Origin of the sequence: Sulfurospirillum deleyianum DSM 6946, from assembly GCF_000024885.1 — a bacterium.
Classification (GTDB): domain Bacteria; phylum Campylobacterota; class Campylobacteria; order Campylobacterales; family Sulfurospirillaceae; genus Sulfurospirillum; species Sulfurospirillum deleyianum.
In genome coordinates, this window is the sequence record NC_013512.1 from 974,374 (window position 1) to 988,941 (window position 14,568).

General features: G+C 41.8%; 13 protein-coding genes. 10 read left to right on the forward strand and 3 right to left on the reverse strand.

Annotation, left to right across the window (positions count from 1 at the left end; translation table 11 throughout):
- Window positions 1–14: 14 nt before the first annotated feature.
- Together acnB and SDEL_RS04965 are read left to right on the forward strand one after the other, a co-directional pair.
- Window positions 15–2,576: a bifunctional aconitate hydratase 2/2-methylisocitrate dehydratase gene (acnB, locus tag SDEL_RS04960; protein WP_012856759.1), complete on the forward strand. Its 2,562-nt coding sequence runs from the start codon at window positions 15–17 to the stop codon at window positions 2,574–2,576.
- Between the two features lie 53 nt (window positions 2,577–2,629).
- Entirely contained in the window at window positions 2,630–3,127 is a 498-nt protein-coding gene (locus tag SDEL_RS04965) for an FKBP-type peptidyl-prolyl cis-trans isomerase (protein WP_012856760.1), read from the forward strand.
- On the opposite strand, the gene ppsA is transcribed toward SDEL_RS04965, so the two are convergent.
- A complete protein-coding gene (gene ppsA, locus SDEL_RS04970; protein WP_012856761.1) occupies window positions 3,124–5,496 on the reverse strand; it encodes a phosphoenolpyruvate synthase in 2,373 nt (790 codons plus the stop codon). The two genes, SDEL_RS04965 and ppsA, sit on opposite strands and share 4 nt — an antisense overlap.
- 157 nt (window positions 5,497–5,653) lie before the next feature.
- Between ppsA and pnuC the strand changes: the two genes are divergently transcribed.
- From pnuC to SDEL_RS05005, 7 genes are all read left to right on the forward strand, one after another.
- The gene (pnuC, locus tag SDEL_RS04975) at window positions 5,654–6,256 is read left to right on the forward strand and encodes a nicotinamide riboside transporter PnuC (RefSeq protein WP_012856762.1); all 603 of its coding nucleotides are present in this window, start codon (window positions 5,654–5,656) and stop codon (window positions 6,254–6,256) included.
- Complete coding sequence (locus SDEL_RS04980; RefSeq protein ID WP_012856763.1) at window positions 6,256–6,990, forward strand: choline/ethanolamine kinase family protein; 735 nt, start codon at window positions 6,256–6,258, stop codon at window positions 6,988–6,990. Before pnuC ends, SDEL_RS04980 begins: the two co-directional genes overlap by 1 nt.
- A complete protein-coding gene (gene def, locus SDEL_RS04985; RefSeq protein WP_012856764.1) occupies window positions 6,975–7,523 on the forward strand; it encodes a peptide deformylase in 549 nt (182 codons plus the stop codon). Before SDEL_RS04980 ends, def begins: the two co-directional genes overlap by 16 nt.
- 93 nt (window positions 7,524–7,616) lie before the next feature.
- The gene (locus tag SDEL_RS04990) at window positions 7,617–8,231 is read left to right on the forward strand and encodes a TetR/AcrR family transcriptional regulator (RefSeq protein WP_012856765.1); all 615 of its coding nucleotides are present in this window, start codon (window positions 7,617–7,619) and stop codon (window positions 8,229–8,231) included.
- A complete protein-coding gene (locus SDEL_RS04995; protein WP_012856766.1) occupies window positions 8,228–9,460 on the forward strand; it encodes a TolC family protein in 1,233 nt (410 codons plus the stop codon). The genes SDEL_RS04990 and SDEL_RS04995 overlap by 4 nt, the downstream gene beginning before the upstream one ends.
- Window positions 9,457–10,155 (forward strand): efflux RND transporter periplasmic adaptor subunit, encoded by a 699-nt coding sequence (locus SDEL_RS05000; protein WP_012856767.1) that lies wholly within the window; start codon window positions 9,457–9,459, stop codon window positions 10,153–10,155. Before SDEL_RS04995 ends, SDEL_RS05000 begins: the two co-directional genes overlap by 4 nt.
- Before the next feature lie 3 nt (window positions 10,156–10,158).
- A complete protein-coding gene (locus SDEL_RS05005) occupies window positions 10,159–13,188 on the forward strand; it encodes an efflux RND transporter permease subunit (protein ID WP_012856768.1) in 3,030 nt (1,009 codons plus the stop codon).
- A 37-nt stretch (window positions 13,189–13,225) separates the two neighbouring features.
- Here the strand turns inward: SDEL_RS05005 and SDEL_RS05010 are convergent, their stop codons facing one another.
- Entirely contained in the window at window positions 13,226–13,438 is a 213-nt protein-coding gene (locus tag SDEL_RS05010) for a hypothetical protein (protein WP_012856769.1), read from the reverse strand.
- Between the two features lie 98 nt (window positions 13,439–13,536).
- Here SDEL_RS05010 and SDEL_RS05015 point away from each other — a divergent pair, with 98 nt between their 5' ends.
- Window positions 13,537–13,839 (forward strand): hypothetical protein, encoded by a 303-nt coding sequence (locus SDEL_RS05015; protein ID WP_012856770.1) that lies wholly within the window; start codon window positions 13,537–13,539, stop codon window positions 13,837–13,839.
- A gap of 46 nt (window positions 13,840–13,885) precedes the next feature.
- On the opposite strand, the gene SDEL_RS12415 is transcribed toward SDEL_RS05015, so the two are convergent.
- On the reverse strand, window positions 13,886–14,542 hold the full coding sequence (locus SDEL_RS12415; protein WP_425352956.1) for a methyl-accepting chemotaxis protein: 657 nt from the start codon (window positions 14,540–14,542) through the stop codon (window positions 13,886–13,888).
- Window positions 14,543–14,568 lie beyond the last annotated feature (26 nt).

Here is a 14,568-nt window from a genome sequence, read left to right on the forward strand (position 1 = left end):
GTAAAGGAGTCTAAATGAATTTTTTTGAAACGTATAACATTGAAGTGAATGAACGAGCCGCTTTGGGGATTCCTGCCTTACCTCTGGATGCTAAAAAAACCGCAGAAGTGATTGAGCTTCTAAAAAAAGAAGAGGGTGATCAAGCGTTTTTAAAAGAGTTGCTCTCCAACCGTGTTTTACCAGGTGTGGATGAAGCAGCGTATGTTAAAGCGGCATTTTTAAATGATGTTGCACAAAAAAAGCTTACATGTAAAGCGATTTCTGCGGTAGAAGCCATAGAACTTTTAGGTACCATGCTAGGTGGATACAATGTTCAGCCTTTGGTAGATGCTTTGAGTTCAGGCGATACGTTGGTCGCCCGTGCTGCCTGTGCTGCGCTTAAAAACATTGTTTTAGTCTATGGCTCTTTTAATGACATTGAAGCGTTAGCCAAAACCAATGCGTATGCTAAAGAAGTGATGCTCTCATGGGCAAATGCGGAATGGTTTACATGTAAAGCACCTATGCCTGAGAAGATAACCGTTGCTGTCTTAAAAGTCGCAGGTGAAACCAATACCGATGATTTAAGTCCTGCCAGTGAAGCATTCACCAGAAGCGACATTCCTCTTCATGCCAATGCCATGTTGGTGAAACGCTTGCCTGGTTCACTTGAAAAAATAAAAGAGCTTAAAGCCAAAGGGTATGAAGTGGCTTATGTGGGTGATGTTGTGGGAACTGGAAGTAGCCGAAAATCAGGCATTAACTCGATTCAATGGTGGATGGGGCGAGAGATTCCCTTCGTTCCCAATAAAAAAACAGGCGGATTGATTTTAGGAACGACCATCGCACCAATTTTTTTCAACACCGCAGAAGACAGCGGAGCGCTTCCGATTGAGGTGAATGTTGAAGCATTGGAGACGGGAGATATTATTGACGTCTATCCTCTGGCAGGCAGAGTTAAAAAAGAGGGCAAAGTGGTTGGTACGTTTACCCTGATGCCAAATACGCTTGCCGATGAGTACCGTGCGGGTGGGCGCATTCCTTTGATTATTGGACGAGGACTGACTTCAAAAGCCAGAGCCTCTTTAGGCATGGAGCCTGAGAATATTTTTGCTAAACCTGAACAACCCAAAGAGCAACAAGGGGTAGGGTATACTTTAGCGCAAAAAATGGTGGGTCGTGCGTGTGGTGTTGAGGGGGTTCGTGCAGGCATGTACGTTGAGCCTCAAACCCTCACCGTGGGGAGTCAAGACACCACGGGACCGATGACACGAGATGAAATTAAAGAGCTTGCCGCTTTGGGATTTAGCGCTGATTTGGTGATGCAGAGTTTTTGCCATACCGCTGCGTATCCAAAACCTAGTGATGTTAAACTGCATCACACCCTGCCTTCCTTTATCACCTCACGCAGTGGTGTGAGTTTACGTGCGGGGGATGGGGTCATTCACTCATGGCTTAACCGTATGGTTTTACCTGACACGGTAGGTACAGGAGGAGACAGTCATACCCGTTTTCCTATTGGTATCTCATTTCCTGCGGGTTCTGGTCTGGTGGCGTTTGCGGCTGTGACAGGAAGCATGCCTTTAAATATGCCTGAATCGGTTTTGGTTCGGTTTAAAGGTGAGATGCAAGCGGGTATTACACTTCGTGATTTGGTCAATGCCATTCCATACTATGCCATTAAAAAAGGCTTACTCACCGTTCCAAAAAAGAACAAAAAAAATATTTTTGCGGGACGCATTTTAGAGATAGAGGGACTTCCAAAACTTAAAGTAGAACAAGCATTTGAGCTTAGTGATGCTTCTGCGGAGCGCAGTGCAGCGGCGTGTAGTGTTGCTTTAGATGAAGAGAGCGTGGTGGAGTATTTAAAATCAAATGTCACGCTTTTAGAATCGATGATTAAAGCAGGATACGAGGATGCAACAACCCTTCAAAGACGTGCCGATAAGATGAAAGCATGGCTCAAAGAGCCAAAACTCTTAAAGGCAGATGCAAACGCACAGTATGCGCAGATTATTGAGATTGATTTGAGTGAGATAAAAGAGCCAATTTTAGCATGCCCCAATGACCCTGATGATGTGGCAACACTCAGTGAAGTGTTAGCCAATCCTGAGCGCCCCCATAAGATTGATGAAGTCTTTGTGGGCAGTTGTATGACCAATATTGGGCATTATAGAGCGTTAGGTGAAGTGTTGCAAGGTGAGGGAAAAGTTCCTACCACGCTTTGGATAGCACCACCGACAAAAATGGATAAAAATCAGCTCATCGAAGAGGGATATTATGCTATTTTTGGTAATGCGGGTGCTCGCATTGAAATTCCTGGTTGTTCACTCTGTATGGGCAATCAAGCCAATGTCCGTGAGGGAGCGGTTGTTTTTTCAACCTCGACTCGAAACTTTGATAACCGCATGGGACCCAACTCCAAAGTCTATTTAGGCAGTGCTGAACTTGCAGCACTGTGTGCGCTTTTAGGACGCCTTCCAAGCGTAGAAGAGTATATGAGCTTAGTGCCAAAAAAATTAGCGGGTAAAACCGATAAAGTCTATAAATATCTCAATTTTAATCTGATTGAGAACTACGAACTTTCTAACGCCTAAATCTAAAAGCCACGTTTTGCGTGGCTTTATCTTTTTTACATGTAAGGATTCTTTTGACTATTGCTAAAAATTGTATGGTAACTTTAGATTACACCCTTTTTGACACTCATAACGCTCTTATTGATAGCGGTGCCAACCCTTTAATTTATCTGCATGGTGGATACGGTGATGTTTTTGAAAGCATTGAAAAAGCGCTTGAGGGCAAACGTGTTGGGGATAGTATTCACCTCGAATTAAGCCCAAAAGACTCTTTTGGTGAGCGTCAAGAAGCGTTGGTTTTAGTCGAAGATAGAGCCCTTTTTGATGAAGCCATTGCCGTGGGTGATGAGATGGAAATGGTCTTTGGTGAGGGTGAAGAGGACGAAATGATGATGAGCTATACCATTACGCATATTGATGAGGATAAAGTAGTCTTAGATGCCAATCACTCCTTAGCAGGTATGAGTGTTGTTTTTGATGGTACGGTGATTGGGGTGCGTGAAGCCACCAGCGAAGAGATAGAGCAAAGACTCCCCCATCAGGTTGAGTCTTTACATGTAAAACCTCTTTAAAGCACTTTTGCTTCGATGGCTTCGACAACGTGGTGCATTTTGTAGAGTGAGTCGGGATTGAGTGAAATAGACTCGATGCCTTCTTTCACCAAAAATTCCGTAATTTCAGGGTAATCCGAGGGTGCTTGCCCACAAATACCGATGTATTTTCCTCGTCTTTTACACGCTTGTATCGCCATTTTAAGCATCGCTTTTACCGCTGGATTGCGCTCATTAAAGACATGAGCGATTTTACCACTGTCTCTATCCACACCTAAAACCAGTTGTGTAAGGTCATTTGAGCCAATCGAATAGCCATCAAAACTATCTAAAAACGTATCAGCGATAATGACATTGGCAGGAATTTCACACATAGCGTAAATCTTAAGTCCATTCTCTCCTTGCACCAAACCTTGCTCACGCATAATCTCAATAACTTTTTGTCCCTCTTCGGGCGTTCTTACAAAAGGAAGCATAATAATAACATTCTCAAGTCCCATCGTATCACGCACCTTTTTAAGCGCTTGACACTCCCACACAAACGCCTCTTTATAACTCTCATCATAATAACGACTCGCCCCACGAAAACCAATCATAGGGTTTTCTTCATCCACTTCGTAGGTCTTGCCTCCTGGCATATTGGCGTATTCATTGCTTTTAAAATCACTCGTTCGAATAATGACGGGCTTGGGATAAAACGCAGCAGCAATCAGTCCTATGCCCTCGCAGAGCTTATCAATAAAAAAGGCTTTGGCATCCACATAAGGTTTCATAAAAGAGCGGATATTTTCCTCCTCTTCAATGCTTTTTCCTTGATGCAAATCCACCAATGCCATAGGATGAGCGTTAATAGAGTGCGTCATAATAAACTCCATACGAGCCAATCCAACCCCATCATTGGGCATTTTTGAGAGATGAAACGCTTCAGCGGGATTGCCTACATTCATCATTAACTTGGTTTTAGTGGGTTGTAAGTTCATATCAATCGTTTTACATGTAAAAGGAATCTTTCCCTCGTAAATATAACCCATCTCTCCACTCGAACAATTCACGGTCACGTCATAAATAGGGGCTAACACTTCGGTGGCATTGCCACATCCCACCACGGCTGGTACGCCAATTTCTCGGGCGACAATGGCGGCATGGCAGGTTCTGCTTCCTCGATTGGTCACCACCGCAGAAGCTTTTTTCATAATCGGTTCCCAATCAGGATTGGTCGTATCGGCAACTAAGACATCGCCTGTTTGAAAGTGTGAAAACTCAGAGGTATCATGGATAATTTTAACCGCACCACTGCCTATTTTATCGCCAACGGAGCGACCTGAGGCTAAGATCGTGGCGTTTTTAGTGTTGATGTCATATTTTTCAATGCTCAGTGTTCCTTTTTTACTCTGGACGGTTTCAGGACGAGCTTGTACGATATAAAGTTTCCCATCTAACCCATCTTTTGCCCACTCGATGTCCATAGGACGCTCATAGTACGCCTCAATAAGCAATGCTTGACGTGCAAGTTCTAAGACCTCTTGATCATTAAGAGAAAAACTGTTCTGCTCCTCCTCGCTGGTAGGAACATTGAGGGTTCGTTGATGTTCATGGTAGAGCATTTTCTCTTTTTTACTCCCTAAAGAGCGTTTTAAAATGCTTTCAAATCCTTGTGAAAGAGTAGGCTTAAAGATTAGAAATTCATCGGCATTGACTCGCCCGCTGACCACATTTTCACCCAGTCCCCACGTTGCGTTAATTAAAACAAGATTTTGTGAACCACTCTCGGTGTCGATACTAAACATAACACCACTGCTCGCTTTATCGCTTCGAACCATTTTTTGAATTCCCACAGAAAGAGCGACTTTAAGATGCTCAAAGCCACGACTGGAGCGATAACTAATGGCACGATCTGTAAACAAAGAGGCATAACACTCTTTGACACTTTGAAGTAACATCTCAGGAGTACTGATATTTAAAAAAGTCTCTTGTTGTCCTGCAAAACTAGCATCAGGCAAATCTTCCGCTGTACCAGAAGAACGCACCGCAACATCAGCATTTTCGACTCCATATTCACGAGAAAGCATGGCATAAGCGTTTAAAATCTCTTGTGTCAAAGAAGAGGGAAGTGTTGCTTCTAAAAGTGCTTGTCGAATGGCATGACCACTTTTTTGCAACGCTTCGGTATCGGTCACATCCACACCTTTTAAATGCGTTTCAATCATCGCTTTAATACCATTTTCTTCCAGTAACAAATAGTACGCCTCGCTTGTTGTAGCAAAACCATTAGGAACTAAAATACCTTTAGATGTCAGCTTTTGATACATCTCACCTAAACTGGCGTTTTTACCGCCCACAAGGGGAATATCACCCAGTTGCAATTCATTGAAAAAACGAATATAACGCATCCCATCCTCCCAGTAGAAAAATTAGCTTTATACTAGCACAAAAGTGAATCAAGAGATGTAAAAGAAAAAATTTAAAAAGCGTGTTAGCTAAGAAAAACATCCCTTTTTTGAAGCTCTTTTTTATATAATCCACTCCACAATCAAAAGAAGGAAGCGAATGAACGAATTTTTAAAAGGGGTTTACGAAGCACTTCTAGCAACATCGCCATGGGAAGGTTTAGCCGTCTTTTTATCACTCTTATATCTCTTTTTAGCCATGCGTCAAAGCCTTTGGTGCTGGGTTGCGGCATTTTTGAGTACGCTCATTTATGCGATTTTGTTCTTTGATGCCTCCTTACTCATGGACTCAGCGCTCAATGCCTACTACCTCATCATGGCGGTGTACGGCTGGTATGCGTGGAAGCATGGGAAAAAGGGAAATGAAGAGCGAGAAGTAAGCTCATGGCGGATGATAAAACATCTAAAAATCATTCTTTTTCTTACCTTTTTATCGCTACTGATTGGCTATGTCATGGATACGTACACACGGGCGGATTTTGCTTATTTAGACTCGGCAACAACGGTTTTTGCGGTGTTTACAACCTACATGCTGGCACAAAAAATTCTTGAAAATTGGCTCTACTGGATAGTCATTGACGCTGTTTCTATCTACATTTACCTTCAAAAAGCGTTTTATCTCACGGCTGTTTTGTTTTTTCTTTACACCGTTTTGGCAGCTTTAGGTTTTTACCAATGGAAATCAAATAAAAGTAAGCCATAATGCTTGAACACTTGCGCACCTACGAGCTTTTTGCCAATGAGACACTACTACGGCTCACGCTTTTAGAAAATCAAGGCTATAACAACACCAATTACTTGCTTGAGAGCACAACACAAAACTACCTTGTGCGTCTTTTCAAAGCCAATACGCTCAACCGCAAAGATGAATTTGAAATTGGGAAAAAAGCTTTTAAGAAAAAAGTTGCGCCAAAACCACTGCTCTTAGACACAACGCAAAACCTCATGATTGCCCAGTTTGGTACAGGAGAGCATCGCACAAAACTCACTCCAAGAGCCTTGCAAAGCATCGCACGTACGCTGCAAAAACTGCATCGCATAAACCATCACCAAAAGCCTTACGATATGCTCAAAGCGTACAAAAAATCGCTCTCAAACAAAGCCTTTTTGCTCTTTAAAAAGCTTCACCTCCAACGCAGTGAGCCTGTGTTGTGCCATCACGATTTAAACCCAAAAAACATCCTTTTTCAAGCGCATAACGTTACATTGATTGATTGGGAATACGCACGTATCAACGATAGGTATTTTGATTTGGCGTCGATTGTTGTAGAATTTAAACTTACAAACCAAGAAATACGTCTTTTTTTACGCACCTACTTTACATGTAAAGCATCCTACGACCTTCAAAAGTTGGAACTCTACATAGAAATTTATAAAGTGGTGTGTGCGCTATGGTTTGATGATTATGGTAAGGATGCGCAATGTCCCAAAGTTTAGAAATTTTCCAATTAGGCAGTCCCATTATTCGCTTTGTCGCAAAACCAGTAAGCGACATTTTAGACCCTGAAATTCAATCACTCATTGATGCCATGATTTTTACATGTAAAGAGTCTAAAGGTGTGGGCATTGCCGCACCTCAAGTCGGACATTCACTAAGCATCATCATTATGGCATCGTATCCGAACAAACGCTATCCGTATGCACCCTTGATGGAACCCACCGCACTCATCAATCCTGAAATCATCTCGTATTCTGAAGCGAGCAATAAAGAGTGGGAAGGGTGTTTGAGCCTGCCAGGCATTCGTGCGCTTGTGCCCCGTCATAACACCATAGAAGTGCGCTACGTTGATAGAGAAGGCAAAGCACAATATGCCCACTTTAAGGACTTCTTAGCACGTCTTTTTCAACACGAATACGACCATCTTATCGGTAAAGTTTTTATTGATAGAGTGGAATCTACGCAAGAGATCATCATGGAAAAAGAGTACCAACGCCTTATGGCTGAAAAAGAACTTTTAAATCAGATATAACCTTTACATGTAAAGCTCTTTTTCTTGACAAAATCCTCTCAAAAAAGTACTATTTCAAAAAATGAATGACCGTCAGTCATTTTAAGGAGAGGTATGGCACGGATTATCGATAAAGAAGAAAAACGGTGCGATATTGCTCGTGCGGCGATTGATCCTTTTTGTGAAAAAGGAATTGCGCAGACGAGTATTGATGAAATTGCCAAAAGTTCAGGTGTGGCGAAGGGAACGGTGTATCTTTATTTTAAGAACAAAGAAGAAATTATCTTTGCGATTTGGGATATGCTCTCAAGACGCCATAAAGAGGAGTTTGAGAAGCGACTTCATCCCTCAATGAGTGCGCAAGAAAAAATCTTAGCCTATTTTAATTTTAGTGAATGCGAAAAAGACCACGACAAAGAGAAGATGCTCACCCTTTATCAACATTTTGTGAGCGCTATGCTTATTGATAAAACAGGGCTTTACACTGCTTATTTTGAAAGTTTTTTTCAAGAAGATTTTGATTTTATTTCACACTGTTTGGAAGAGGGTATCGCAAAAGGTGAATTTGAGCTTGAAAATAGCGCATTGCTAAGTAGCAGTATTATTTTACTGCTTAAAGGCTTACTCGTACGTGCCAAAGCCTCCAATATGGGATTTTACGAAGCACAAAATCTCCTCTTTGAGCATGTTAAATTTCTTTTAAATCACGCCACAAGGAAGCATGGATGAAAAAAATTTCCTTACTCATTGCACTCCCACTTTTCAGTTTTGCCTCTGGCAATTTAAGTGAACTCTTAAATCTTGCCGAGCAAAACGATTATGTTCAATCTTCCCGCTATCAACTTGAATCCGCACAAGAAAAAGCGTATTCGGTTAAAAGTGGCTATTTACCTAGTCTTAGTCTAGGGGCTAATCAAACCTTTAACAAAGAAGAAAATATGTTTACCCCCGAAAAGAGTCGAACAGGAAGTGCCACACTCTCTTTCACACTGTATGATGGGGGCAAAAGGGAAGCGCAATTTTCACAGCAAAACGCCCTCGTCAAATCAGCGACCTTTGCTCTTGCATCGGTACAAAACAATGTCTCTCTCAATGTCATCTACGCCTATTTTAACTATCTAAGCACCAAAGAGAGCCTTAAAGCCACCGAGCAGAAAAAAGAGCAACTCTTAGCCGAGCGTTACCGTTTGGAAAAATTTTTAAGCGTGGGAGCTGCCACAGAAGATGAGCTTCAAAAAATCATCTCCAGCGTAGAGCAGAGCAATGTGGACATCCTTACCCTTCAAAACACACTCAACAACATCTCCAACACACTTGAATACCTAACAGGCAAACGAGTCGAAGTCGAGGAAGGTTCACGTGTGTGGCTTCAAGAGGAGCCTAAAATGGATGGAAAACGTCTGGATATTTTAGCGCTTGAAGAGAGCGTTAAAAGCACACAAGAAGAGACGAACATCGCCAAATCAGCGCATCTACCCACGTTTAAGTTAGAAGACACCTACTCACGCTTTAAAAACGACTACGCCAATAATGCAGGGGAGAGCGACAAAGAGAATCAAAACAGCATTGTCCTCTCCATGCAGTGGAAACTCTTTGACTTTGGCTCCACTTCTGCGAGTGTGCAAGCCGCACAAAAAAACTATTTGGCGAAAAGCAGTGAATTAGCCTATGAAAAGCACAAAGCCAAAGCGAGTTATTTGAGTGCGTACAACAGTTACCAGACCGCTTTAGCAAAAATTGAAGCCAACAAAGCCAAACTTCACGCCTCGGAGATGACCTATGCGTTGGTTAAAAAGAAGTTTCAACAAGGCATTGTCAACAATGTGACCTATTTGGATGCCTTAAGTGAGCGATTCAACGCACAAGCGCAACTTCAAACCGCTTTGCATGAAGTGGAGTACCAAAAAGCCGTCCTGCTGTATGAAATGGGCGAAGAAATCAAAGGAGCTATTCAATGAAAAAAGTTTTAATGACGACCATATTTATGTTTCAAGCCCTTTTTGCGGGTGAAGTCTATGCCACATTTGATGTGGTCAGCGAAAAAAGCTCCGAGCTTGGACTCTCCATTTCAGGCGTGGTTGGAAGTTTACATGTAGAGGTGGGGAGCAAAGCCAAAAAGGGTGATTTACTCCTCTCTCTTTACAACGCTGAAGAGAAAAATGCTTATGAAATTGCGCAAAAAAATGCGGAACATGCCCAAAAAGTGTATGAGCGTTATGCCAAAATTGCAGATGTAATTGATAAAGAGAAGATGGAAAATTACCTCTACGATAGAGACGTCAAACGCCTTACCGCACAAAGCAAAGCGATTGTCTATAAAAAGACAGAGCTTCGTGCCCCTTATGATTTGGTGGTGACCCAAAAAATGACCGAACTTGGAAACATTGTCTTAGGGTCTCAAACCAAACTCTTAACCGTTGAGAGCATTGATGATGTGAAATTGGTATTGAAATTTGATGAGAAGTACTGGCAAAGTGTCAAAGTAGGGCAAAAGTTTCTCTACAAAGTCGATGGAAGCGAGAAGGCTTATGAGGGAGTCATTAGTAAAATTTACCCTACCGTGATTTCAAGTACCAGACAAATGCAAGCCGAAGTCAAAGCAAAACACCTCCTTCCTGGTCTGTTTGGCAACGGCAATATCATCGTGGAATAGCCTATGTATAAACTCTCCATTAATCGCCCCATTACAACGTTAATGGGTGTTTTAACCTTTATTGTCTTTGGGTTGATGTCCTATAACACGATGCCCATTAACCTTTTTCCCAATGTCGATTTTCCTATTGTCACGGTGCAAACGACCTACAATGGCGCAGACCCATCCACGGTGGAGACTAAAGTCACCGATAAAATCGAAGAAGCGGTCTCTGGCGTGGATGGCATAGATAAGCTGATGTCCACCAGTTATGAGGGCTTTAGCGTTGTGACCATTCAGTTTGAGCTCACAAAAGACCTCGATGAAGCCACCAACGATGTCAGAGATAAGATAGGAGCGATTAATCTCCCTAGCGAAGTGGATAAACCCGTGGTGAAAAAACTGGGCGCTTCAGGAGCAGTCATCAGTCTTTTTATTGCCGATAAAGGTGAAGATAGCAAAGCGCTCATGCGCCTTGCCGATGAAAAGCTCAAATCCCAACTCCAACGCATTAAAGGGGTGGGGGAAGTGAACATTGTAGGCTACCAAGACCGTGAGATTCGCATCTTTCTTGATCCTTTTTTACTGGCCAAATATGCCTTAAGCTCCTCAGATGTGAGTGCTATTATCGCAAAGCAAAACATCAAGCAAGGGGCTGGAAAGATTATTAATCAAAATCAAGAGATTATCATCAAAGCAGAAGGCGATGCGAAGAGTGTTGAAGCCGTGGGTGAGCTTTTGCTGAAACCTGGTGTGATGCTCAAAGATGTTGCGACTATTTATGATGGATTGAGTGATGCAAAGAGTTACTCTTCTTACAACGGTGCGAGAGGCGTAACGCTGGAGGTAAAAAAAATAGCGGGTGAAAACTCGTTAACAATTATTAACGAAGTGAAAAAAGCTCTACCCAAATTGCAACATTTAGCCGGAGAGCATTTTGAGATTAAAGTGCTTCAAGACCAATCTGAAAAAATCATGGTTAACATTAACAATGTTCGATTTGATCTTATTTTTGGTGCGTTTTTATCCATCGTTATTGTCTTTGCCTTTTTACGCAATGTCACAGCGACCATTGTTTCAGCTTTGGCTATTCCAACCTCAGTCATTGGTACTTTTGCCATTATTGATGCGCTAGGCTATGACTTAAACCGTTTAACCTTGATTGGTCTTACCCTTGCGATTGGTATTTTTATTGACGATGCCATTGTCGTCATTGAGAACATTATGAAAAAAATGGAAGAGGGGATGGAGCCTTTTCAAGCCTCATTTGAGGGTATTAAAGAGGTGGCGTTTTCCATCTTAGCGATTTCTGCAGTGTTATTGGCGGTTTTTATTCCTGTGGCGTTTATGGATGGCATTGTGGGTATGTTCTTTAACTCATTTGCCATGACGGTGGCGTGTGGTATCGTTATCTCCTATCTTGTGGCGGTTATGTTTATTCCTAGTGTTGGAGCGCGCGTTTTACAAGCCAAAGAGAGTTGGTTTTACCATGCCACTGAGCCGATTTTAAAAGCGATTGATAAGAGTTATGTCGCACTCTTAAAACCCATCCTTCGTTTTAAAACAGTTGCGATTATCGCAACCATAGGACTCCTCGTGGCTTCTGCGACCTTAAAGGTAGGGATGACCTTTATGCCTATGCAAGATAACAGCGAATTTCAAATTTCCATTAAAGCACCTGTGGGGATTAATTTGGAGAGTATGAAAGCCAAAATGGAGCCTATTGATGCGCTTTTAAAAGAGGATAAAAATATTGTTTACTCCATTTCAACGATTGGGTATAACGCAGCTAAGGAGATTCATAAAGGGAAGTTTTATGTCAAGCTCAAACCTGTTGTCAATCGTGAGCAAACGCAAGAGAAGATTATTCAGTATTATCGTGAGAAGCTCAAAACCTTTAGCGATATGACTATTTTGGTGGAAAAAGTTGATGACTTTGATACAGGTGGAACAACCGCTCCCGTGCAAGTGGTCATAACGGGAGATAGCCTTGAAGAACTTGATAAAATCTCTTTAAAACTGATGGAAATTCTGAAAAATACGCAAGGCATTGTGGATGTCGATAGGGATTTTGAAAGCGGTAAACCTGAGGTTCAAATCTCTATTTTAAGAGAAAATGCGCAAAGAGTAGGGGTGAGTGTACAAGAAATCACTGCGGTTTTAGCCTCTGCGTATTCTAGTGATAGCGCTGTTTCTTATTTTGAAGACAATGGACGTCAGTTTGATATTACGGTGCGTTACAATGATCATTATCGTCAATCATTAGAGGATTTAAAGAAACTAAAAGTACGTAACGCTGAGGGGGAATTTGTAACCCTTGAGGGATTATTGGAGCTTAAAGAGGGAACAGGAACGGCTTCTATCAACCGTTTTGACAGGGAGCGAAAAGTGTTGGTAACGGCCAATATTTTTAACACTTCTTTGGATAAAATCGTAGCCATCATCAATGAAAAGATACCTGATATTTTACCCAAAGGGTACAGTTACCGTTACACAGGTGACGTGGAAAATATGGAAGATACCAACAAAGCGTTTGGAGCGGCGGTACTCTTGGCGGTTATTTTGATTTACTTAATTTTAGCGGCATTGTATGAGTCTGTTATTCAGCCTTTTATTATTATGATTTCGATGCCACTCTCCTTTACAGGCGTGATGGTGGCGTTGTATCTTAGTGGAAACTCTTTTAGTTTATTTGTCATGATTGGAGTTATTTTACTCTTGGGAATGGTCGGTAAGAACGCTATTTTGGTTGTGGATTTTGCCAATCGCGCCATTCACGAGGGCAAAAGCATTGATGAGGCATTGTTAGAAGCAGGAGAAAAACGCTTGCGTCCAATTTTAATGACAACGTTTGCGATGATTGGGGCGATGATTCCACTCGCATTTGGCAGTGGAGCAGGGCATGAGTTTAACTCGCCTATGGCACTTGCGATTATTGGAGGGCTCGTGAGTTCGACCCTTTTAACCCTATTGGTTGTACCTGCGATTTATAAATTTATCTATCCGCTGGATGCGTGGCTTAGAAAGTGGTATGAAAAGGGGATTGTAAAATAATCTTTACATGTAAAGGGGTCTTGTATCCCTTTACAGCTTATTTATTGCGTTTTCTATCTTTTTTTGCTTGTTTGGCTTTGGCTTTCGCTTTGGCTTTTTTCGCATCACTGGGTTTTGCTTTAGAAGAGTTTACTTCGCCCACTTTATTCTCTTTTTCATTTTGCGGTGCGGTATGTTTTTGCATCGTTGAGAGCGATGCTAGTTTATAACCTTTTTCCATTTTTACACTGTTATTGAGTAATCCACCCATAGTTTAGTTATCCTTTAGCATTATATTGGAGTCTTTTTTTTGAAGAAAATTATTCTACAATAACCTTGCTTCAATTTTTACATGTAAAAAGGAAACGGATGCAAGAAGAGCAGTTATTGACCATTCAACAATATGCGACAAAATATAAAATGAGTACGTTTTCAGTCATTAAACGTATCAATACGAAAGTGCTCAAAACAATTAAAAGAGACGATGGCGAATGGATTTTGGATGAGAGTATTGCCCCAAAATCCTTATCTGAACAAAACGTGTTCGCTGAAAAAGAAGAGGGTGAGCCGATTGATTATGAGCGTGCATTTCATGCTCTATTTGAAAAGTACATCGCCTTACAGGAAAAATACACACAGCTGATGGAAACCAAAAACATTTCAAAAGAATAAGGTTACATGTAAAGACGAAAAGGGCGCCAAAACGCCCCCAAATACGTTAGGATTGATGCAAAATATGGAGTGTTTTTTCATACACACTGAGTTTTTCAAGTTCTCTGTTGAGCTCTTGCGTCAATGTTGATTGGGAGCGAAGCTCAGAAGAGATACTGTGACTTTTTTCCGCTAAGTTTTCCATGTCTGTGGAGAGTGCACTGCTTTTGGATGCAACATCTCTTAGTCCGCCACTCACACCACCCATCGTATGACTAATACCTTCGACTGCTTGAATAATGGTTGCAACAGAGACATTGGTCTCCGAGAGACTTTTTTGCGTACGTTCTGCTAATTTTCGTACTTCATCAGCAACCACCGCAAATCCTCGTCCATGTTCTCCCGCACGTGCAGCTTCAATGGCGGCATTCAGCGCTAAAAGATTGGTTTGCTCAGCAATATCAGAAATAACACTTAACACCATGCGAATGTCTCGTACATTATTGGCAAGATTCTCAACATCTTGAGATAAATGCGCATTCTCCTCGCTTCCCTTTTCCATCTGTGAAGCAAAAAGAACAAACTCCTTCTCCACGCTTTCAAGTTGTGACTCAATCGCATCAATGGAGTGAACCGCATGGGTGAGGGTAGAACCTATACTGTTTAGCACAGGCATACTCTGTTTCATCTGCTCCAACATGGCTTTATTAATCCTATTAATCATCGCTTGACGGTTAATTTTTCGAAGCA